This window comes from Rhizobium sp. CC1099 (assembly GCF_029714385.1).
Lineage (GTDB): Bacteria > Pseudomonadota > Alphaproteobacteria > Rhizobiales > Rhizobiaceae > Rhizobium.
Genome location: NZ_CP121641.1, coordinates 2321504 through 2342316, shown reverse-complemented (window position 1 = coordinate 2342316; position 20813 = coordinate 2321504). Strand labels below are relative to the sequence as shown.

The following is a 20813-nucleotide window of genomic DNA, read 5'->3' as shown; positions in this document are numbered from 1 at the left end:
GGTCGTCTAATGCTCAGAAATAGCTCTGCAGCGGGCGAACCTCGAGGTTGCCGGCCTTCAGCGCCTTGATCGCCTGGGCGGCTGCTTCGGCACCGGCCATGGTCGTGTAATACGGCACCTTCTGCATCAGTGTCGCGCGGCGGAGCGACTTCGAATCGGAGATCGCCTTGTTGCCGTCCGTCGTGTTGATGACAAGTTGGACCTGGCGGTTGCGGATCGCATCCTCGATGTGCGGACGACCTTCGAGCACCTTGTTGATCTTCGTCGCTTCGATGCCGTTTTCAGCCAAGAAGCGTTGCGTGCCGCCGGTGGCGAGTACCTTGAAACCTTCGCCTACAAGAACACGGATCGCAGGCAGCACGCGCGGCTTGTCGTGGTCGCGAACGGAGACGAAGACCGTCCCGTCACGCGGCAGTTCAACGCCGGCGCCGAGCTGCGACTTGGCGAAGGCAAGGGCGAAATCGGTGTCGAGGCCGATGACCTCCCCGGTCGAGCGCATTTCAGGCCCAAGCAGCGTATCGACGCCCGGGAAGCGCGCGAAGGGGAAGACGGCCTCCTTGACGGCGATGTGCTTCAGGGCGCGCGGATCGGGCTTTTGGCCGTAGGCGGCGAAGGCCGCATCCAGCTTCTCGCCGGCCATGACGCGGGCGGCGATCTTGGCAATCGGCGCGCCGATGGTCTTTGCCACGAATGGCACGGTGCGCGAGGCGCGCGGGTTGACTTCGAGTACGTAGACGGTGCTGTCCTTGATAGCGAACTGCACGTTCATCAGACCGCCGACATTCAGCGCCTTGGCCATGGCCTTTGCCTGGCGCTCGAGCTCGTCGAGCAAGTCCCCCGACAGCGAGCGCGGCGGCAGCGAGCAGGCCGAGTCGCCGGAATGGATGCCGGCCTCTTCGATGTGCTCCATGATGCCCGCGACGTAGACGTCATCGCCGTCGGAGAGGCAGTCGACGTCGACCTCGATGGCGTTCGTCAGGTAGCTGTCGAAAAGCAGCGGGTTCTTGCCGAGCAGCGTGTTGATCTGGCCGGTCTTGTCGTTCGGATAGCGCTGCTTGATGTCTTCCGGAACCAGTTCCGGAACGGTGTCGAGCAGATAGGTCTGCAGCATCGATTCCGAGTGGATGATCTGCATGGCGCGGCCGCCGAGAACGTAGGAGGGGCGTACCACCAGCGGGAAGCCGATTTCGGCGGCGACGAGGCGGGCCTGCTCGACGGAATAGGCAATGCCGTTGTTCGGCTGGTTGAGGTCGAGCTTCATCAGGAGCTTCTGGAAGCGGTCGCGGTCTTCGGCAAGGTCGATCGCATCCGGCGCGGTGCCGAGGATCGGGATGCCGTTCTTTTCCAGCGCTTCGGCAAGCTTCAGCGGCGTCTGACCGCCGAACTGGACGATGACGCCGACGACCTCACCCTTTTCCTGCTCGGCGCGCAGGATTTCGATCACGTCTTCGGCCGTTAGGGGCTCGAAATAGAGGCGGTCGGAGGTGTCGTAGTCGGTCGAGACCGTTTCCGGGTTGCAGTTGATCATGATCGCTTCGTAGCCGGCATCCTTCAATGCGAAGGCGGCGTGGCAGCAACAGTAATCGAACTCGATACCCTGGCCGATTCGGTTCGGACCGCCGCCGAGGATGACGACCTTCTTGCGGTCGGAGACCTGCGCCTCGGAGCGGGCGGCGCCGACGAAGGGCGTTTCGTAAGTCGAATACATATAGGCAGTCGGCGAGGCGAATTCGGCCGCGCAGGTGTCGATGCGCTTGAAAACCGGGCGGACATTCAGGCTGTTGCGAAGTTCCGCCACTTCTTTCGGACGCTTGTTCGTCAGCGTCGCGAGGCGCGCGTCCGAAAAGCCCATGGCCTTCAGCATGCGCAGGTTTACGGCGTCGCTCGGTAGGCCATGCTCGCGGATACGGGCCTCCATGTCGACGATCGCCTTGAACTGGGCGATGAACCACGGGTCGATCTTGGAGCCCTCGTGAACCTCGGCCTCGCTCATGCCCTGGCGCAGCGCCTGGGCAACCATACGCAGGCGATCGGGCGTCGGCGTGCCGATCGCGGCACGGATGGCGTTCTGGCTGGACTCGCCTTCCTCGACGTCTGGAATTTCGATTTCATCAAGGCCAGTCAGGCCCGTTTCGAGGCCGCGGAGCGCCTTCTGCAGCGATTCGGCGAAGGTACGGCCGATCGCCATGACTTCGCCGACGGACTTCATCGCCGTCGTCAAGATCGGCGAGGCGCCCGGGAACTTCTCGAAGGCAAAGCGCGGAATCTTGGTGACGACATAGTCGATCGACGGTTCGAAGGAGGCGGGTGTGGCGCCACCGGTGATGTCGTTTTCCAGTTCGTCCAGCGTGTAGCCGATCGCGAGTTTCGCCGCGACCTTGGCGATCGGGAAACCGGTTGCCTTGGAGGCGAGCGCCGAAGAGCGCGAAACGCGCGGGTTCATCTCGATGACCACGAGGCGGCCGTCCTTCGGATTGACGGCGAACTGGACGTTTGAGCCGCCAGTCTCGACGCCGATCTCGCGCAGCACCGCAATCGAGGCGTTGCGCATGATCTGATATTCCTTGTCGGTCAGCGTCAGCGCCGGAGCGACGGTGATCGAGTCGCCGGTGTGGACGCCCATCGGATCAATGTTTTCGATCGAGCAGATGATGATGCAATTGTCCGCCTTGTCGCGGACGACTTCCATTTCATATTCCTTCCAGCCGAGGACCGACTCCTCGATCAGCACTTCGGTCGTGGGCGAAGCATCGAGGCCGCCGCCGACGATGTCGAAGAATTCCGAACGGTTATAGGCAATGCCGCCGCCGGTGCCGCCGAGGGTGAAGGACGGGCGGATGATGGCCGGCAGGCCGACGTCATCGAGTGCCTGAGCGGCGATCGCCATTGCGTGGTTCAAATAGCGCTGCTTGCGGTCGCTCTCGCCCAGGTTCCACTGGTTTTCCAGATCGTCCAGCGCAGTGTCGAGCGCGGCGCCGGAGAGGCTTTCGCGCAGCTTTGTGCGCTCGGCCTCGTGCATCTTGCGGTCGGCGTCCTTGATGTCTGTGGCGTTCGCCAGCATCGAGCGCGGCGTTTCCAGCCCGATGCGGGCCATGGCTTCACGGAAGAGGGCGCGGTCTTCCGCCATGTCGATCGCGGCCGGCTTGGCGCCGATCATCTCGACATTGTATCGGTCGAGCACACCCATGCGCTTTAGCGAAAGAGCCGTGTTCAGCGCCGTCTGGCCGCCCATGGTCGGCAGCAGCGCATCCGGCCGCTCCTTGGCGATGATCTTGGCGACGACTTCCGGGGTGATCGGCTCGACATAGGTCGCGTCCGCAAGACCCGGGTCGGTCATGATTGTCGCCGGGTTGGAGTTGACAAGGATGACCCTGTAGCCTTCCTCCTTCAGCGCCTTGCAGGCCTGGGTGCCGGAATAGTCGAATTCGCAAGCCTGGCCAATGACGATCGGTCCCGCGCCGATGATGAGGATCGATTTGATGTCTTGGCGCTTCGGCATGGACGATATCCGTTTCTAGCTGCGCAAAAAGCCGGCCAGGGTGGGAGGCACCGGGTCGGTCGCGCACGAGGGGTCTTTTCAGGCTAGAAGCGGCTTATAGGCAAATGTATTTGCAAACGGAACCCCATAAATCGCGGAATCGACAGGAATCCGAAAACTCCTGAAATGCCGTTTACGGGCCGGGTACCACAATGACGCGTATCTCGCCGTTGCGTGCCGGATTGGCGATCGCTTCCGGCGCGTCATCAAGCCCGATCCGGCGGGAGATGAGAGGCTCGACCTTGATGACGCCCGAGGCGATCAGGTCCGCAGCGCGGCCGTGGGTGAAGGGGTTCAGAAACGAGTTCACCAGCTTGATCTCGCGAAACAGCAGATCGAAGGGCTGCATGGAAATCCTGGCGCCTTGCGGCATGACACCGAGGATCACGACGGTGCCGCCGCGGCGGGCGAGGAGAGGAGCCTGTTCCATGGTCTCCGCAACGCCGGCGCATTCGATCACCACATCGGCACCGCCCGGCAGAAGGCCGTGGTCAGCCGTCACCAGATCGGCGACGTCGCCTGATGAGGGGTCGGCCGTTGCCGTCGCGCCAAGGTCTTCGGCAAGCCGCCGTTTATCGGCGTTGCGCGTCACCAGCACGACGCGCGTTGCACCGGCGAGCCGCGCAAGCTGCACGACCAGCAGCCCGATCACGCCACCGCCGAGCACGGCCACGGATGCGCCGGCCCTGATCTTTGCCAGATCGACGCCGTGTAGACAGCAGGCGAGGGGTTCACAAAAGGCGCCATGCAGCGGCGCCAGCGACTGAGGCAGTTCGAACGCCTGTTGCTCCGGCATGCAGACATATTCGGCAAAACCGCCATCCCGATGAATGCCGATCGCCTGCAGGTTCCGGCAGAGATTGACACGTCCGCGCTGGCACTCCGGGCAGCGTCCGCAGGCGATGTTCGGGTCGCCGGTCACCCGCATGCCGGGGCGAAAGGCGGTCACGCCTTGCCCAACGGCTTCGATGATGCCGACAAATTCGTGCCCGAGTATCACCGGTGGCTTCGACGGAAATTCACCCAGGAAGAGATGGCGGTCGGTGCCGCAGATGCCGCAGGCTTCGACCTTCACCAGCATTTCGCCAGGGCCTGGCGCCGGCTTCTCCATTCGGCTCACGGCAAGCCGCCCCGTCGCTTCCAGGCGTACAGCTTTCATCATGTCCTCCCGCATCCTCTCCTTCAGTGAGGGCGAAAGCGGGAGTCACGTCAAGCATTTGGTGCATTTTCTTCATCCGAAGCGACGCCGCACCTCAGCCGCATAGCCACGGCTGACCTGATTTCGAAGGCATCGCGCGTCAGGATAAGGAGCTTTCCGTTGTCCCGCTTCAAGCGCTCGACAGGGGCATCGGCCGTGGCATCCGTCTCCTTCAGCACATCGGTAAAGCGCAAGGAACACGAGTTCGCGGCCGAGGCGTCACGTCTTCGACGTAGTATCTTGCACCGGTCTGTTCACTCTTGTGCCGGTGCGGATGAACGAGGCGATCTTCAGCGGGAGGGATACGGCTTCGGCCATGGACGGCATTGTGCTCGCGACGATCGGTGCCATTCTTGCGCTTTGTCCGCGTCTAAAGCCCTTTGCCTGAAACCTGCTGGCCTTCACGCCCTCGCCGGATATATAATTGCCTTAGAGCGCATGCCTGCGCATCGCCAGGGGAGAGTTCAGATGGAATGGAAGGGGCGCCGCCAGTCGGACAATGTCGAGGATCGCCGCGGTGATGCGACAGGTGGCGGGTTCGGCCGTAATCCGTTCGGCCGCAACGGCGGCTTCAGCTTTCCAACCGGCGGCGGTGTGGGACGCAGGGGCGGCGGGCTTTCGATCGGCACGATCATCTTCCTCGTTGTCATCTATCTGATCTTCAAGGCGATGGGCATCGACCTGATGCAGGTGTTGGATGGCGGCATGACGGGCGGCTCCGGCTACGAGCAGAGCCAATCGGAAGGCACTAGCACGCCCGCCGATGACGAGATGACCGCATTCATGCGTACCGTGCTGGCCGAAACCGAGGACACCTGGCAGGGCATCTTCCAGGCTCAGGGCAGGGATTATAAGGAGCCAACACTGGTGCTCTTTGCGGAGGCTACGCGATCGGCCTGCGGTTTCGCATCCGCCGCCAGCGGACCGTTCTATTGCCCCGGCGATCACAAGGTCTATCTCGACACCGCGTTCTTCCAGGAGCTCGAGAGAAAATTTGGCGCCTCCGGCGACTTCGCCGAAGCCTACGTCGTCGCCCATGAAGTCGGCCACCACGTCCAGAACCTGCTCGGCATCCTGCCGAAGTTCAACGAGGCGCGCCAGCGCATGAGCGAAGCCGAGGCCAACAAGATGTCGGTGCGCGTCGAGCTGCAGGCCGATTGCTTTGCAGGCATCTGGGGGAAATATACCGAGCAGAAAGGCATGCTCGATGCCGGAGACCTTGAAGAGGCGTTGAACGCCGCTCAGCAGATCGGCGACGACACGCTGCAGAAGCGCAGCCAGGGCTATGTCGTGCCGGAAAGCTTCAATCACGGCACGTCGGACCAGCGCATGCGCTGGTTCAAGCGAGGCTTCGACAGCGGCCAGCTCGCCGCCTGCGATACGTTCTCCGGGCCGGTTTGAGCGAGCATCTTTTGCTCACCCTCTCCTCATTTTGACAGGGAGGGGGCTGGGGAGGGCGCTGCCAGCAGGAGCTTATGGCCCTATTTTTCGCTGTCCATATGCTGCAATTGCGCATCCGGGTAGCGCGCACCTGCCGCCGCATCCTTCGGCACGGCGCGTTCTATCATGCCCATATCATCTGCAGAAAGCTCGACGGCTCTTGAGCCGAGCGCTTCCGTCAGCCGGTCGCGGCGGCGGGCGCCGACGAGCGGGATAATGTCCTTGCCCTGTGCGGCAACCCAGGCGATTGCGATCTGGGCGACTGAAACACGCTTTGCCTCGGCGATCTTGCGGAGTTCTTCGACGAGCGCCAGGTTCTGGTCGATATTACCTTCCTGGAATCGGGGGCTGTAGCCGCGAAAATCGCCGCCTTTGCCCGATTCCTGGCCCTTCTGCCAGTGGCCGCTGATCAAGCCGCGCGAGAGCACGCCGTAAGCGGTGATCGAGATGCCGAGTTCGCGGCAGGTGGGCAGGATTGCATCTTCGATGCCGCGGGAAATCAGTGAATATTCGATCTGAAGATCGACGATCGGATGAACGGCCGCCGCCCTGCGGATCGTGTCGGCGCCGACTTCGGAAAGGCCGACATGCCGGACATAACCAGCCTTGATCATGTCGGCGATCGCGCCGACGGTCTCTTCGATTGGCACGTTCGGGTCGAGGCGGGCAGGGCGGTAGATGTCGATGTAGTCGACGCCGAGACGCTGTAGCGAGTAGGCGACGAAGTTCTTGAGCGCCGCCGGCCGGCAATCGTAGCCGAGCCACGTGCCCTGCGGATCGCGAAGCGCTCCGGTCTTGACGCTGATCACGACATTCTCGCGGTTGCGGCCTTTCAGCGCTTCGCCGATCAGCATCTCGTTATGGCCCATGCCGTAGAAATCTCCTGTATCCAGCAGGTTGACGCCGGCATCCAGCGCAGCATGGATGGTGGCGATGCCCTCTTCGCGATCCGAAGGGCCATACATGCCCGACATACCCATGCAACCGAGGCCGATGGCGGAAACTTCGGGCCCTGTCTTTGCCAAACGATAGGTGTGCATCTCTTTTTCCCCTTTTTCGATACCCTAGCGGCATCCTCAGACGTGTTTTACCCGGCCGGACTTTGTGCGATAACCTGTGTAATATCGAACGACCTGTACGGCACTACGCACAATGGATGACTTGCCTATCAGTGATCTGGCTGCCTTTGCCGCCATTGCAAGGGAACGGATCGCACGGCAGCCCGCAAACGCGGTGGGTCACCATCTTCGCTTAGCGAATCTCTCCGTAGCCTCGAAGAGCGGCTCGGCGTGCGTTTCCTCAACAGCCACGACCCGCAGCGTGACGCCGACCGAAGCAGGCGAAAGGCTGCTGGAGCGCCTAGTGCCGGCGCTTGGCGATTGTTTCGGCACTCGGTCAAAGCGGCGCACGTCTCGACTGGGAGTTCGAGAGCGACGGCGAAACGCTGGTGATCTCGCCGTCCGGGCCGCTGGTGGCCAACGTCATCGAGATGGAGGTGGTGCTGCCATCGCCGGTCTCGGCGTCATCGGCTCCTTCGAGGAAGGGCTCGCGCCAACCATTGCACGTGACGAACTCGCACCGATCTGCCGATCCTTCAGGAGTGAGTCAGCGAATTCTCCGGACCCGTCCTCAATTATGCCAGCCACAGGCACATGCCGCCTGCACTGCGCGCCTTCGTCGATTTCGTGAAGGAGTAGCGGCGGCGCGCTTAGAGTCCCCGTTTGTTCCGCCCGCCGATCAATTTCACTGGCGGCTTGATCAAAAACTTTGAAATGTTCACGTATTGTTTCATTTTTCTCGTTGAGCTATGTATCGACCCGGCGACGAGATCGTCTTTCCAGAAAGCAATCCGCTGTTGAGAGATGTTCCATGCTTGATCCCAAATTCGTTCGCCGCGGCCTCTTCCTCGTTTTCCTGATCCTGTTTTTGGACGTGATCGGCATTGCGATCATCATGCCGGTGCTGCCCGCCTATCTTGAGGAACTTACCGGCGGAACCATTAGCGATGCCGCACTCGACGGCGGCTGGCTGCTGGTCGTCTACGCCGGCATGCTGTTTTTGTTCTCGCCGCTGCTTGGCAATCTCAGTGACCGTTTCGGCCGCCGTCCGATCTTGCTTCTCTCCGTGGTGACCTTCGCGATCGACAATCTGATCTGCGCGGTCGCCACCAGCTTCTGGATGCTTTTTATCGGCCGGGCGCTCGCAGGCTTCAGCGGCGGCAGCTATGCGACGTGTTCTGCCTATATCGCCGACATCAGCAATGACGGGAACCGCGCAAAGAATTTCGGCCTGATCGGCATCGCCTTCGGCGTCGGCTTCACCGTTGGTCCGGTCATTGGCGGTTTACTCGGCGAATTCGGCCCGCGTGTTCCATTCTTCGGCGCAGCGGCGCTTTCCTTCCTCAATTTTGCTGCGGCCTATTTCCTGTTGCCGGAAACGCTGGACGCCAAGCATCGACGCACTTTCGAATGGAAGCGAGCCAATCCGCTGGGCGCGTTAATGCAGATGCGCAATTATCCCGGCATTGGCTGGGTCGGTGCCGTCATGTTCCTCTTCTGGCTGGCACACGCCGTTTATCCGTCCGTCTGGTCCTTCGTGTCGACCTATCGCTACGGCTGGAGCGAGGGCCAGATCGGCCTTTCGCTCGGCATCTACGGCATCGGCGCTGCAATCGTCATGGGGCTTGTGCTGCCAAAGATCGTTCCGGTGCTCGGTGAGTGGAAGACCGCCATCGTCGGCCTTTGTTTCTCTGCCGTCGGTCTGACGGGTTATGCTTTCGCCTGGGAGGGCTGGGTCGTCTACACGGTCATTATTCTGACCGTGATGGAAAACGTCGCCGATCCGCCGCTTCGCAGCATCGCCGCCGGCAAGGCGCCGCCATCCGCGCAGGGCGAAATGCAGGGAGCGCTGACCAGCCTCAGTAGCATTACGACGATCGCCGGCCCGCTGATCTTCACGCAGATGTTCGGCTATTTCACCGGGCCGGATGCTCCGGTGACCTTTGCCGGTGCTCCCTACCTGCTCGCCGCCTTCTTTATTCTGTCGGCGGCCCTGGTGTTCCTCGCGAAGGTCCGGACACCGAAACCTTCGGAAGCCTTGGAGGCGCCGGCGCAATGAGCTATCAGAATTCGTGATGATGTGATGAATTTTTCATCATCTGCCCCTTTTAGGGTGGCTCTTTGCGGGCCTTTGATCTAAGGCCCGATATTACTTTGCCGCGAAATGCGGCCTGAAGTGATTCAACCAAACAGGAATGGCTCTGATGGACGCGCCGATCGACGTGCACAGGCTTGCGCCGCAAACCGACAATCACTGGGGTGCGCATTTCCGCGCTACGCTAGCGCTCGGCATTCCGTTCATCGGCGCCCAGCTTGCCCAGCTTGGCATCAACACGACGGACGTGATGATCGTCGGCCGCCTCGGCGCCGAGAACCTGGCTGCCATGGTGCTGTCGGCGCAGTTTCTGTTCACGATCCTGATTTTCGGTTCGGGCTTTGCCATCGCGGTTATCCCGATGGTCGCGCAGGCTTACGGCCGGGGCGATGTCGTCACCGTTCGTCGCTCGATGCGCATGGGCCTTTGGATGGTCACAGTCTATTGGCTCGTCATGCAGCCGGCCTTCTTCTATGCCGAGGAGATATTGCTCGCCGCTGGCCAGAAGCCGGAAGTGGCAAAGCTTGCGCACGGCTATATCCTGATCGGCCATTTCGGCGTGCTGCCGGGGCTGCTTTACAATGTTGTGCGCGCGCTCGTCAGCGCGATCGGCAGGGCTGCCGTCGTCCTCAATGTGACCATTGCCATGCTGGTGATGAACGCGATCTTCGCCTACGCCCTCGTCCTCGGTCATTTCGGCTTTCCGGCAATGGGCCTTCAGGGCGCTGCGATCGTCTCCGTCGCAGTGCAGACTGCGGGCTTTTTCTTCATCCTCGCCTATGTGCAGATGAGGGAGGAGACGCGGCGTTACGAGATCCTGGTGCGTTTCTGGCGGCCGGATTGGCACGCGCTTTGGGACGTCGTTCGTCTCGGTCTGCCGATCAGCGTGACTATTCTTGCGGAAGTCAGCCTCTTTACAGTTGCGTCGCTGCTGATGGGTTACATCGGCACGATCGAGCTTGCGGCACATGGCATTGCGCTCCAATGGGCGTCGATTGCCTTCATGATCCCACTCGGCCTCTCGCAGGCCGCAACTGTCCGCGTCGGCATTGCGCACGGGCAGGGGGACCATTCCGCTCTGGTTCGCGCCTCGATCGCGGTACTGATCATTGCGGCGGCGATTTCCGGTATCGGCGGCGTGCTTTTTGCCATCATGCCGGAATTCCTCGGCAGCTTGTTCCTGGATGTCAGTTCGCCGGAAGCGCCGCAGGTGCTGGCTTACGCTGGTCCGCTCATCGTCGTTGCCGGTCTCTTCCAGCTCGTCGACGGCATGCAGGCGGTTGCCAATGGTTTGCTACGCGGCCTCAAGGATGCGCGTGTGCCGATGATCATGGCGCTGATTGCCTACTGGCCGATCGGATTCTTCCTTGCCTGGTTCTTCGCTTTCCCGATGGGCTTCGGCGGCGTCGGCATCTGGTTCGGTTTTCTCGTCGGCCTTGCAGCTGCCGCGGTCATGCTCTGCGCACGTTTCTACATTCTCGTGCGTAACGAGGGGAAAATGGCCGGCGCCTGAACCGGCCATTTAATCGTCAAGCTGCAACCGGCTTGTAATTGGCGATGTCGGCGCGGATGCCGAGCCGCGTGAAAAGCGCCTGCGGATCGAAGTTTCGCGCCCGGTGCGCCGCTTGGACGGCGGCCTTTACCCGCTCAACGATCTCGGCACTTTCCCATTCGGCAATCGTCACGAAATTGAATTCGCCCGGCCCCGAAACCTGCTCCAGTACCGTGTGCCGGATGAAGCCTTCCTGGGCCTGCAGTACCTCGTGCGTCTTCAACACATTGATCAGAAACTCCTCGCGTGCCTCCTCCGGCACAGCAAACTTGTCCACGCGATAAAAAGCGCCGTTCATCACCATCTCCTTGGTTGTCGATGTCACGGCAACCGGTCTAGTTCCTCAAGTTAAGTTGAGGTCAAGCGCCAGGTAAAAGAAAAAGCCCGCGGCAGGCGGGCTTTCGTTCGGCTGGCCACTGCGTCTCAACGCTCGGCGAGCGCTGCTTCGCCTTTCTTCCCGCGCACCATGTTGATGAAGCGGCGGAAGAGGTAATGGCTGTCCTGCGGGCCGGGAGAGGCTTCCGGATGGTGCTGGACGGAGAAGATCTGCTTGCCGGCGACGCGCAGGCCGCAATTGGTGCCGTCGAAGAGGGAAACGTGAGTCTCCTCAACGCCTTCCGGTAGCGACTTCGTGTCGACCGCAAAGCCGTGGTTCATCGAGACGATCTCGACCTTGCCGGTCGTATGGTCTTTCACTGGATGGTTGGCGCCATGATGGCCCTGGTGCATCTTTTCGGTCTTTGCGCCGAGCGCGAGGCCCAGCATCTGGTGGCCGAGGCAGATGCCGAAGACCGGGATGTCCGTCTTGATCAGCTTCCGGATCACCGGCACGGCATATTCGCCGGTTGCTGCCGGATCGCCCGGGCCGTTCGACAAAAAGATGCCGTCCGGCTGCATGGCAAGCACGTCCTCGGCGCTGGTCGTTGCCGGAACGACCGTGACCTTGCAGTCGAGGCCTGCAAAGAGGCGCAGGATGTTGCGCTTCACGCCGTAATCGAGGCAGACGACATGGTATTTCGCCTTATCGGCGCTGAGTTCTGCGTAGCCTTCGTTCCAGATCCAAGGCGTCTGCGCCCATTGCGACGACTGGCCGGAGGAGGCGATCTTGGCGAGATCGAGGCCCTCGAGGCCGCTCCAGGCCTTGGCTTCCGCCTTTAGGGTTTCAAGGTCGAAGACGCCGTTCGGGTCATGAGCAATCACCGCATTCGGTGCGCCGTTCTCGCGGATCCAGGCGGTGAGCGCGCGGGTGTCGATGCCGCAGAGGCCGATGACGCCGCGGGACTTCAGCCAGGCATCGAGATGCTTTGCGGCTCGGTAGTTGGAGGGCTCGGTAATGTCGGCCTTGAAGATGACGCCGACCGCGCCGTGGCGCGCTGCCGGCGTCAGGTCTTCGATGTCTTCGTCATTTGTGCCGATATTGCCGATATGCGGGAAGGTGAAGGTGACGATCTGGCCGAGATAGGAGGGGTCGGTCAGGATTTCCTCGTAGCCGGTCAGCGCCGTGTTGAACACCACTTCGGCCTGGACCTTGCCGGTGGCGCCGATCCCCTTGCCTTCGATCACGGTTCCATCTGCCAGAACGAGCAGGGCGGTCGGCTTTTCGGTTGTCCAGGGTGCTGTCGCGGTCATCTTCATCCCGTTTCCGGCAGGTCCTGACGTCTTGGGGCCGTCAGACTGCCATTTGTGTTCGCAAGGGTATGGGCGCAGCTTCTCGCAGCGCATCTCAGGCCTGATCACGAATTTTGGTGCAGGTGGCGGTAGATAGCCGCGCTGTGCCCCGGCGTCAATCTTTCTAGCGTCGATCGGCCGCCTTTTCCTTCGCTTTCTCGCGCAAATCTCGCAATTTATTTGATCCCTGCCATCGGGCTGGTTTATGAAGCGCCATTCAACAGGAGTGAAGATAATGCTGCGCGATCAGGTCGCCACCGCGCTCAAGGACGCGATGAAATCCAAGAATGCCGAACGGCTCTCGACCGTCCGCCTGATCCAGGCGGCGATCAAGGACCGCGATATCGCCAATCGAGGCACAGGCAAAGGCGAGACTCTGGATGACGAGATTCTGCAGATCCTCGCCAAGATGGTGAAGCAACGCGACGAATCGGCGAAGATCTACGAAGAGAACGCCCGTCCGGAACTCGCTGCCAAAGAGCGTGCCGAGATCACTGTGATCCAGGACTTCCTGCCGAAGCAGCTTTCGGACTCAGAAGTGCGGGCGAATATCGCTGCCATCATCAAGGAGACCGGCGCCGAGGGGCCGAAGGACATGGGGAAGGTCATGGCGGCGCTCAAGGAACACTATGCCGGCCAAATGGACTTCGCCAAGGCGTCCGGCACGGTCAAGGAACTGCTGAAATAGGCCTATGCAGCCGGGCCGAGCACTGCCTCGGCCGCAGCATCGACGACCGCGAATTTCGCGGCCTGATAATTCCAGTATTCGAGAATGAAGCCGCGCGAGAGCCAGAGATCGCCCTTGCGCGGCGGCTCCTCCCAGCCGATGCTTCCCATTTCGGCGGCCTGTGAAAGCAGGCGCTTCAGGTGCGTATTCGAAATCATGAATTGCGCACGGATTTCGCCGAGTGATACCGGACCAAGAGCCATGTGCTCCTTCGACCGATCGAAGCCCGGCAGGCGCGACATCAGATAATCCATGACCAGCCCGCCCGAATTTGCCCAGTTGAAGAGATTGAAGGTCCTGCCGGGGTCGCGCACGGCATCGGTTTCGATGATCGCCTTGGCGATCAGCGGTTGAATTTTGCCGATGGTGGAAAGATCCGCGCTTGCCCGCTCGAAGCGTTTCCCGCCATCGAGTCCGTCGAGGATGAACAGATGGGCGAGCAGCCACTTCAGGAAATGCTGCTCGGCCGTTTCCGTCGGCTCAAGCAGCCGCGTGCGGCGATCGCTCTGGCCGCTTGCCGGCCTCAGGAAGCGATAGGCAAGCATTTCCTGCATGAAAGCGGCAGCGGTATTGCGGCTGGCGATCTTGTTGGCGACGACGAATTCGACAAAGCGGCCGGAGTAAAGCCCTTTCTTTATGCCGTCTGGATAGCCGTAGTGCAGCGCAAATCCGGCATGCGCCATCAGCCAGCGCTGCTGTGCGGCAAAGATCGAGGCAATGCGCGGGCTTTCGCGATAGATCGCAAGCATCTCATTAGCGCAGAGTAATACCGCTTCAAAAAAACGATCATCGGCTGCAAGTTTTTCTGCGGTAATAGACATCGAACATTCCAGGCGGGCACACGTATTCCATCTGTTATGAAGGACGCGCCTGTCAATGTTACTTTGCACAAGGATGCTGCAAAATTCCGATGGTCAGTTAACCGACAAGGTTAAAGCCCAAAAGTAAAGAAGGCAGGAGCTGGGGGCGCTCCTGCCTTCTTGCTCTTTGCTTGTCGCTGGCGACGCAGGCCGAAACCCAAACCAGCGGCGTATTTGCAAAGGCACCCTTGCGAGGCGGCGCCGGGGGTAGGGATGGAGCCTCGCTCGGGGATCGCTTTGTTGGGAAGGAGCGTATTGCGATGCAGCAGAGGATTCAAATTACAAAAATATAATAATTCGATCGTGAGCTTGTTACATGCGAATGAACGGTGCGCACGGACAACGCCAGGCTTATCCCGCCATCTTCTTAAACGCGTGCTAATCGATTGATAATCAATGATTTTATTCGTCGGGAGGCGTGTCTTGCCGCGAGCCTGTTTGGTCTGTTCGGATTGCGGACCGGCGGTCGGTGTGCACAGTTGTCGCACCCCCCGGCTGCAAGCTGTCACGCTTTTTTGATTGTCTTTTTTGTTATTTTCGGAGTCGATCTTTCAAAGCCTTCTGCGGCTGGACATCGTGGCGCAGGACGGCGTTGATGCGAGTTTGATAGCCCTTGCCGCTTGCCTGGAAGAAATCGACTACCTCTTGGTCCAGCCATATTGACAGCGGTTTCTTGGCGGTCGGGCAAACGGCTTCCGCCTTCGACCAGTCAATGTCGACGTATTCACCCAGTCGAAATCGTCGCCATGGCACGCTCGATGTCCTCGTCGGTCATGGCGTCGACGCGGGCGTGGTCGGTCCGGTCTTCGCCGCGTGCAATCATTTTTGGATCTCTTCAGCCGAATACGTCGATCGTGAAGAACTCGTTTTCAGGCAGGGAGATACCGCTTTGGTCGGCTCTGGAACGGGAAGAGTAGTGCGGCTAACAGACACAAAAGCTGCCTGAACCATCGCAGCAGGAGGGAGAAGTTGTATCCGGCGGCCGCCAGAACGGCATTGACGGCATCACCCTGTTCGCCAGCGAAATAATTCCGCTCCATTCTGTGTTCGCTCTTGAGGTGTCCGATGACGGGCTCGACCGCCGATCGTCGCCGCATCTGGCGTTTGATGGCGGGCGTGAGGCGGCGCTTCTGGCCGCTGGTGAAGACCCTCAGCTTGTGACTTTCGGGAGCATTATGGCCGCGGTATCCAGCATCGGCCAGAATGCGGGAGAGCTCGTTGCCGATCATCTTTTCCATATCCGGAATGACGGTCGCGAGCGTGTGGCCGTCGTAGGGATTGCCGGGCAGCGCCGTCGCGTGCAGCGCGAACTGCCCGCCCTTTGAACGGTTCAGTGTTGTGGCCACGGACACCTTCACCCCGAACTCATAGGGCTTGTGCGCCTTGCCTTTACCAATGCACTCGACCTCGTCGGCATGCAGGCTGTAGATCTTGCGGCCATGCTGACGTTGCCGCTGTTCCATGACCGTTTTTGCCTGATAGACCGGCCATTTGAAGATCGCGTCGAGTTGTTCGTCGCCCGCGATCTGACGCTCGATGTCGCGAACGGTCCGACCGAGATAGGTCTTCAACTTGCGCAGCGCCTTGCCAGCCCGTTTGAATTGCTTCGCATGAGCATAGCGCTGATGCTGGATCAGGGCGAATTTACCGAGCCGAACATAGGTCTGGCGCAGGTCGAGCCCCATTTTCTTCGCCAGCCGCACCAGCCGTTCGCGCGCCCGGTGAATAAGCTTGGCATCCGTCGGGAACATGACGTTCTTCGGTTGAACGGTCGTGTCCACGATCACTTGCCGCGTATCCTGTGGCTTCATCGCGCCTGTCTTGACTGCCACTGCCAGGCTCTCCTGCAAGAGCGCGGCGATCCGCTCCTCGCCCATGCGCTGCCGCCAGCGCGTCATCGAGGAGCGGTCGAACGATAGTTCGTGCCGGAAGAACTCCTCGCCGCACAGGTACTGAAAATAGGGGTTCTCCACCCAGCGCTCGCACAGGGCCTCGTCCGACAGGTTGAACGTGTGCTTGAGAATGGCCAGCCCCGCCATGAGCCGCGTCGGCAATGGCGGCATGCCCGCTCCGTCCGAATAGACATCACCAAAACGGGCTTCCAGCACTGACCAGTCAATGGCCTGCGCCAGACGCACCAGTTCGTGCTTCATGTTGATGATCTGGTCGAGCCGGGATCGGAATAGATCCTGTTCACCCGTTTCGCGCCGTTCACGTGGTTTGCCCATGCCTGGCTCTCCGATTCACCGCGATAACCCAGTGAATCACGCTTCGCCAGCCAGGGAAACCTCAAACTGATTTTGCAAGGAAACAGCCTGTTCGGCGGCTGTTTCCTGCAACTATAAGATCTGCAGATCATTCAATTCTTACGTCAAATCAGCGGCTTCCGAGTTCTTCACGGCCGACGAATACCTGACGATACGCTCTTCGCTCGTTCTTGCGTGCCGCACGAGATAAACCGGCAGGATTCGGCGCGCAGCATATAAACGATCGCGATTACCATGAGCGAACCGGAGAGATTGCCCATGTGCGAAATCCTCCATGTCGATCGGATTCTTTCCAGATGCGGTTCGTTCTATGCGGCCGCTGCTTTTGGAAAGTCGGTTCCAGGTTTCATGGATATCTGCTTGCCGCTTGTTTTCGTCCCATTCGAAGGACGAGAACTGCTTGTGAACAGGCTCCATGTTGCACCTAAAAGTTCAATTGCTTCTAGGCACCGCATGCGTCGTCGTCTATGCAAACTCGAGGGCGTCAAGCCTGTGAATAGCGCGTCTTTCCGCCGAAGTTCATGGCAGGTTCCGCCAAACCTGCGTATATGATGGTTCGCCAAGAGGTTTCATATGCGCTTTTCCAATTCCTTTCTCGATGAGATACGCGACCGCGTCCAGATTTCGGATGTGATCGGCCGTCGCGTGAGCTGGGACAAGCGCAAGACCAATGTTTCGCGCGGCGATTACTGGGCCTGCTGCCCGTTCCACGGCGAGAAGTCGCCGAGCTTTCACTGCGAGGACCGCAAGGGCCGCTATCACTGCTTCGGCTGCGGCGTCACTGGCGACCATTTCCGCTTCCTGACCGAGCTTGAGGGCCTGAGTTTCCCCGAAGCCGTTCAGCAGATCGCCGATATGGCGGGTGTCGCCATGCCGATCGCCGATCCTGTCATGGAAAAGCGCGAGAAGGAGCGCGGCTCGCTTCAGGACGTCATGGAACTGGCGACGCAGTTCTTCCAGGACCAACTGCAGACGGCGAACGGCGCGCGGGGGCGGGCATACCTGCGCGATCGCGGACTGACGGGCCGGACAATCGACACCTTCCGCCTCGGCTTTGCGCCGGACAGCCGCAATGCGCTCAAGGAGTTTCTGGCGGGCAAGGGCGTTGCCAAGGAGCAGATCGAAGCCTGCGGTCTTGTGGTCCATGGTCCCGACGTGCCGGTCAGCTACGATCGCTTCCGCGACCGCATCATGTTTCCCATCCTCTCGTCGCGGGAGAAGGTGATCGCTTTCGGCGGCCGCGCCATGTCGCCGGATGCGCCAGCGAAATATCTCAATTCCAACGAGACCGAGCTCTTCCACAAAGGCAATGTGCTCTACAATTTCGCGCGCGCCCGGCGAGCGATCCAAGGCGCAGACGGCGCCGGCACCATCATCGCCGTCGAAGGTTATATGGACGTCATCGCGTTGCATCAGGCCGGCGTCGAGAATGCCGTTGCGCCGCTCGGTACGGCTCTTACGGAGAACCAGCTCGAACTGCTTTGGAAAATGACACCGCAGCCGGTGCTCTGCTTCGATGGCGATGGCGCCGGCATCCGCGCCGCAAACCGTGCCGCAGATTTGGCGCTGCCGCATCTGAAGCCCGGCCGAACCGTGCGTTTTGCGCTGCTGCCAGATGGCAAGGACCCGGATGACCTCGTGCGCCATGATGGCCGTGCGCCTTTCGACAAGGTGATGAGCCAGGCAAAGCCGCTCGCCGAGATGCTCTGGAGCCGGGAGATCAACGCGGGCAAATTCGATACGCCGGAGGCGCGCGCCGAACTCGAAGCCCGACTGAAGCAGATGGTCGCCGTCATCGTCGACGAAAATGTCCGCCGCCACTATCAGCAGGACATCCGGGACCGGCTCAACGCATTCTTTCAGCCGCAATTCCAAAACCGTGGCGAGCGCCGAAGCTTCGATCGCGGCGGCCGGCCCGGCGGACGCGGCGGGCAGGAGGCGCGCGGCGCGCGCATCTCCGGCGGCGGCGTTTCCGAGCGCCTTGCGCGTTCGGGTCTCGTGCGCGGGCATCAGGAAATTCCGGCGTTGCGCGAAAGCGTGCTGGCGCTCACCATCGTCAATCATCCCGCCTTGATGCAGGACGAGTATGACGAAATCGCCTCGATCGATTACGACAACCGCGAGCTTCAGCGACTATGGTCAGGTGTGCTCGGTGCTGCGGCGGCCGTCGCGGGGCCGCATCTGACGCGCGAATACCTGATCGAGCGGCTGGAGGAGCAGGGTTTCGGCGCGCTCCTTAAGAGCCTGGAGCAGCAGATTCGCAACGCGCGCCTCTGGATCGCGACGGAGGAGGCGGCCATGGAGGATGCCCGCGAGGGCTACCGCCAGGCGCTTGCCTTCCACAAGCGCGCCAAGGCGCTGCGCTGGCAGAAGATCGAGCTCGAACGCGAGATCGCAGAGGCAACAGAGGCCGGAGACGGCGATGTCATCGACCAGTTGATGCGCGCCCTGCAGGAAGTTCATTTCGAAGGCCTCCGGCTGGAGAACCAGGAAGCCATCATCGATGGTTTCGGCGTGCTTTCCGGCCGCGTGAAGGGCGCGGCTAGCCATTGATGGACGGCGGCGACATGGCATTTTCGGCCGCAGGTGCGCTCTTCGGCAACGGCCGGGACCCGCTCGTTATCCTGAAGCGCGTCTACGGCTATCCCGCGTTTCGCGGCAAGCAACAGCAAGTGATCGATCAGCTCGTGGCAGGCGGCGATGCAGTGGTGCTCTTTCCGACGGGCGCCGGCAAATCGCTCTGCTTCCAGATCCCGGCGCTCTGCCGCGACGGCGTCGGCATCGTCGTTTCGCCGCTGATTGCCCTGATGCGCGATCAGGTGGAGGCGATGAAGCAGCTCGGCATCCGCGCTGCAGCGATCAACTCGTCGCTCACCCGCGAGGAATTCGTCGATGTCCGCCGGGCACTCTCGGCGGGTCAGCTCGATCTTCTTTATGTCACGCCGGAGCGGATCCTCATGGACGGCTTCAGAGAGACGATCGGCAGTGCGAAGATCGCCCTCTTTGCGATCGACGAAGCGCACTGCGTCTCGCAATGGGGGCATGACTTCCGTCCGGAATATCGCGAACTCGGCAGGCTTGCAGAACACTATCCGGGCGTGCCGCGCATTGCATTGACGGCGACTGCCGATCCGCACACCCGCGACGACATCATCGAACGGCTGGCGCTGAACAACGCCAAGGTTTTCACCACCAGCTTCGACCGGCCGAACATTTGCTACGAAATCGTTGAGCGCGATCAGCCGCGCCAGCAGCTCCTGCGGTTCCTCTCGAGGCACAAGGGCAATAGCGGCATCATCTACTGCCTGTCGCGTGCCAAGGTCGAAGACACGGCAGATTGGCTGAACACCCAGGGCATCCGCGCGCTTCCCTATCATGCCGGCATGGACCGGTCGCTGCGCGATGCCAATCAGGATGCGTTCCTGAAAGAGGAAGAGCTTTGCCTCGTCGCCACAGTCGCCTTCGGCATGGGCATCGACAAGCCGAATGTGCGTTATGTCGCCCATCTCGACCTGCCGGGCTCCATCGAGGCCTATTACCAGGAAACCGGCCGTGCTGGGCGCGACGGCCTGCCGTCGGAGGTCTGGATGGCCTATGGCATGTCCGACGCCATCCAGCGCCGCCGCATGATCGACGAGGGCAATGCGGCCGATGAGATCAAACGCATCGAACGCGGCAAGCTCAACGCGCTGCTCGCCATCTGCGAAACGGCTTCCTGCCGCCGCCAGGCGATCCTTGGGCATTTCGGCGAGGCGCATGCCGGCAAGTGCGGCAACTGCGATACCTGCCTGAAGCCTGTTGAAACCTGGGATGGGACGGAAGCGGCGATCAAGGCGCTTGCCGCCGTCTATCGCACCGGCGAGCGTTTTGGCACCGGCCATGTGATCGATGTGCTTCTCGGCAATAACAATGAAAAGACCGAGCGCTTCGGCCATGTGGACATGCCGGTCTTCGGCGCCGGCAAGGATACCCCGGCCCGCATCTGGCAATCCGTCTTCCGCCAGCTTCTTGCCATGGGTCTGATCCGCATCGATCATGAGGCCTATGGCGCGATGAAGCTGGAGCCGGATGCCCGTGCCGTGTTCAAGCATGAACGCCAGGTCTTCTTCCGCAAGGATCGCCCGGCCTCGGAACGCCGCACCAAAAAAGCCGAACGTAGCGAGCGCCGCTCCGGCCTTTCCGGCGCCGACGGCCTTCTCTTCGAAGCGCTTCGGGCCGAACGTACCTCGATCGCCAAATCCCTCGGCGTTCCGCCCTATGTCGTCTTCCCCGACACGACGCTGATCGCCTTCGCCACCGAGCGGCCAAGGAGCCGGAAGGAGCTGCTGAACATCTCGGGCGTAGGGCAATCGAAGCTTGAGCGCTATGGCGATGCGTTTCTGGACGTCATTCTGGCAAACGACGACTAGA

At 61.1% G+C, this 20813-nt stretch carries 14 protein-coding genes and 1 pseudogene; 7 read left to right on the top strand and 8 right to left on the bottom strand.

All coding sequences use genetic code 11. The features are described from left to right. Nucleotides 1–13: 13 nt before the first annotated feature. Complete coding sequence (gene carB / locus QA644_RS11990) at nt 14–3499, bottom strand: carbamoyl-phosphate synthase large subunit (RefSeq protein WP_239598066.1); 3486 nt, start codon at nt 3497–3499, stop codon at nt 14–16. A 172-nt stretch (nt 3500–3671) separates the two neighbouring features. After that, the gene (locus QA644_RS11985) at nt 3672–4697 is read right to left on the bottom strand and encodes a zinc-dependent alcohol dehydrogenase family protein (protein WP_283072374.1); all 1026 of its coding nucleotides are present in this window, start codon (nt 4695–4697) and stop codon (nt 3672–3674) included. Nucleotides 4698–5204: 507 nt separating this feature from the next. Between QA644_RS11985 and QA644_RS11980 the strand changes: the two genes are divergently transcribed. Continuing rightward, nucleotides 5205–6137: a neutral zinc metallopeptidase gene (locus QA644_RS11980; protein ID WP_283068625.1), complete on the top strand. Its 933-nt coding sequence runs from the start codon at nt 5205–5207 to the stop codon at nt 6135–6137. Nucleotides 6138–6217: 80 nt separating this feature from the next. Here QA644_RS11980 and QA644_RS11975 read toward each other — a convergent pair whose 3' ends face one another. Then, complete coding sequence (locus QA644_RS11975; RefSeq protein WP_283068623.1) at nt 6218–7216, bottom strand: aldo/keto reductase; 999 nt, start codon at nt 7214–7216, stop codon at nt 6218–6220. A 112-nt stretch (nt 7217–7328) separates the two neighbouring features. Between QA644_RS11975 and QA644_RS11970 the strand changes: the two are divergent. The 3 genes and pseudogenes from QA644_RS11970 (at nt 7329) to QA644_RS11960 (ending at nt 10842) form a co-directional block, all read left to right on the top strand. Further along, nucleotides 7329–7873: pseudogene (locus QA644_RS11970) on the top strand (LysR family transcriptional regulator). Between the two features lie 172 nt (nt 7874–8045). Continuing rightward, complete coding sequence (locus QA644_RS11965; protein WP_283068622.1) at nt 8046–9293, top strand: TCR/Tet family MFS transporter; 1248 nt, start codon at nt 8046–8048, stop codon at nt 9291–9293. Nucleotides 9294–9438: 145 nt separating this feature from the next. Continuing rightward, complete coding sequence (locus QA644_RS11960) at nt 9439–10842, top strand: MATE family efflux transporter (protein WP_283068620.1); 1404 nt, start codon at nt 9439–9441, stop codon at nt 10840–10842. A gap of 16 nt (nt 10843–10858) precedes the next feature. Here the strand turns inward: QA644_RS11960 and QA644_RS11955 are convergent, their stop codons facing one another. Then, entirely contained in the window at nt 10859–11179 is a 321-nt protein-coding gene (locus QA644_RS11955; RefSeq protein ID WP_194727552.1) for an antibiotic biosynthesis monooxygenase, read from the bottom strand. Between the two features lie 125 nt (nt 11180–11304). Then, the gene (carA, locus tag QA644_RS11950) at nt 11305–12510 is read right to left on the bottom strand and encodes a glutamine-hydrolyzing carbamoyl-phosphate synthase small subunit (RefSeq protein ID WP_239599494.1); all 1206 of its coding nucleotides are present in this window, start codon (nt 12508–12510) and stop codon (nt 11305–11307) included. Nucleotides 12511–12784: 274 nt separating this feature from the next. Here carA and QA644_RS11945 point away from each other — a divergent pair, with 274 nt between their 5' ends. Then, complete coding sequence (locus QA644_RS11945) at nt 12785–13237, top strand: GatB/YqeY domain-containing protein (RefSeq protein ID WP_283068618.1); 453 nt, start codon at nt 12785–12787, stop codon at nt 13235–13237. Between the two features lie 2 nt (nt 13238–13239). Here QA644_RS11945 and QA644_RS11940 read toward each other — a convergent pair whose 3' ends face one another. The 3 genes from QA644_RS11940 to QA644_RS11930 all read right to left on the bottom strand — a co-directional run bounded on the left by QA644_RS11940 (nt 13240) and on the right by QA644_RS11930 (nt 16364). Further along, complete coding sequence (locus tag QA644_RS11940; RefSeq protein WP_074069006.1) at nt 13240–14097, bottom strand: hypothetical protein; 858 nt, start codon at nt 14095–14097, stop codon at nt 13240–13242. A 570-nt stretch (nt 14098–14667) separates the two neighbouring features. Continuing rightward, nucleotides 14668–14889: a BrnA antitoxin family protein gene (locus QA644_RS11935; RefSeq protein WP_283068616.1), complete on the bottom strand. Its 222-nt coding sequence runs from the start codon at nt 14887–14889 to the stop codon at nt 14668–14670. A 116-nt stretch (nt 14890–15005) separates the two neighbouring features. Further along, the gene (locus tag QA644_RS11930; protein WP_283068614.1) at nt 15006–16364 is read right to left on the bottom strand and encodes an IS5 family transposase; all 1359 of its coding nucleotides are present in this window, start codon (nt 16362–16364) and stop codon (nt 15006–15008) included. 612 nt (nt 16365–16976) lie between these two features. Between QA644_RS11930 and dnaG the strand changes: the two genes are divergently transcribed. Both dnaG and recQ read left to right on the top strand, forming a co-directional pair. Further along, entirely contained in the window at nt 16977–18956 is a 1980-nt protein-coding gene (gene dnaG / locus QA644_RS11925) for a DNA primase (protein ID WP_283068611.1), read from the top strand. Then, nucleotides 18956–20812: a DNA helicase RecQ gene (recQ, locus tag QA644_RS11920; protein WP_283068610.1), complete on the top strand. Its 1857-nt coding sequence runs from the start codon at nt 18956–18958 to the stop codon at nt 20810–20812. Before dnaG ends, recQ begins: the two co-directional genes overlap by 1 nt. Nucleotide 20813: the final 1 nt, after the last annotated feature.